Below are 1,334 nucleotides of genomic sequence, written 5' to 3' on the forward strand. Positions count from 1 at the left end.
GGCTTCTTCGACGGCCCGGTCGACCACCTGTTCGCGCTGCCGATCCTGGCGGACTACGTGGGGGCGAAGGTCGACCGCGACAAGCTGACCGTCGTCTCTCCCGACGCCGGCCGCGTGCGTGTCGCCGACCGCTGGTGCGACCGTCTCGGCGCACCGCTGGCGATCGTGCACAAGCGTCGTGACAAGGACGTGGCGAACCAGGTCACCGTGCACGAGGTCGTCGGTGATGTGAAGGGCCGCGTGTGTGTCCTGGTCGACGACATGATCGACACGGGTGGCACGATCTGTGCCGCGGCGGACGCGCTGTTCGCGCATGGTGCGGAGGACGTCATCGTGACGGCGACGCACGGTGTGCTTTCGGGTCCGGCGGCGGACCGTCTGAAGAACTCGAAGGTGAGCGAGTTCGTCTTCACGGACACGCTGCCGACGCCGGGTGAGCTGGAGCTGGACAAGATCACGGTGCTGTCGATCGCGCCGACGATCGCGCGTGCGGTGCGTGAGGTCTTCGAGGACGGTTCGGTGACGAGCCTGTTCGAGGAGCAGGCGTAGTCGCGCTGCGGCTCTTCTAGATCGATTTTGGGGCGGCCTTCCCGCCGGGTAGACTCACGGAGTTGCTCGGCGAGGGAGGCCGCACTGTTGTGTGCGGCGGTCCGTTATCGACGCGCTCTTCGTAGCAGGCCCGTTCGTGGCCGGGTGACCACCTTTCCCCTTTTCTACGAGGAGTGCACATGGCTGAGATCAAGCTTGCCGCCGAGGTCCGTACCGAGTTCGGCAAGGGTGCTTCCCGCGCCATCCGCCGTGAGAACAAGGTTCCCGGTGTCATCTACGGTCACGGCGCCGAGCCGGTTCACGTGACGCTGCCGGGCCACGAGCTGCTGCTCGCCCTGCGTACCGCGAACGTCCTGCTGTCGCTGGACGTCGACGGCAAGACCGAGCTGGCGATCCCGAAGGCCGTCCAGCGTGACGCCATCAAGGGTTACCTGGTCCACGTCGACCTGCTGACCGTCAAGCGCGGCGAGAAGGTCACGGTCGAGGTTGCGGTCGAGACCGAGGGCGACCTGGCCCCGGGCAGCTTCCTCGTCGAGAACGTGCTGAACACGCTGTCCGTCGAGACCGAGGCCACGCACATCCCGACCTCCGTCACCGTGTCGATCGCGGGCCTGGAGGGCGGCGACGCCATCCACGCCAAGGACGTCCCGCTGCCGGCCGGTACGACCCTGGTCACGGACCCCGACGCCGTCGTCATCCAGATCCTGGCCGCGCAGGCCGAGGAGCCGGCTGCGGAGTCCGCCGAGGCCGAGGGCGCCGAGGCCTGAGCCGTACGCTCTGCTTGA

Annotated in this window: 2 protein-coding genes; both read left to right on the forward strand. The window is 67.8% G+C overall.

The window, feature by feature from the left end:
• The coding region (gene prs / locus ACWD4P_RS38255; protein WP_449782828.1) for a ribose-phosphate diphosphokinase at positions 1-549 on the forward strand (549 nt) is incomplete at its 5' end.
• A gap of 179 nt (positions 550-728) precedes the next feature.
• Entirely contained in the window at positions 729-1,316 is a 588-nt protein-coding gene (locus ACWD4P_RS38260) for a 50S ribosomal protein L25/general stress protein Ctc (protein WP_266563315.1), read from the forward strand.
• Positions 1,317-1,334 lie beyond the last annotated feature (18 nt).

The sequence above is a fragment of the Kitasatospora sp. NPDC002543 genome (assembly GCF_053594915.1).

Excerpts from the sequence above, each read along its gene's own strand:
- ACWD4P_RS38260 (WP_266563315.1), top strand. The coding sequence starts at position 729 with ATGGCTGAGATCAAGCTTGCCGCCGAGGTCCGTACCGAGTTCGGCAAG.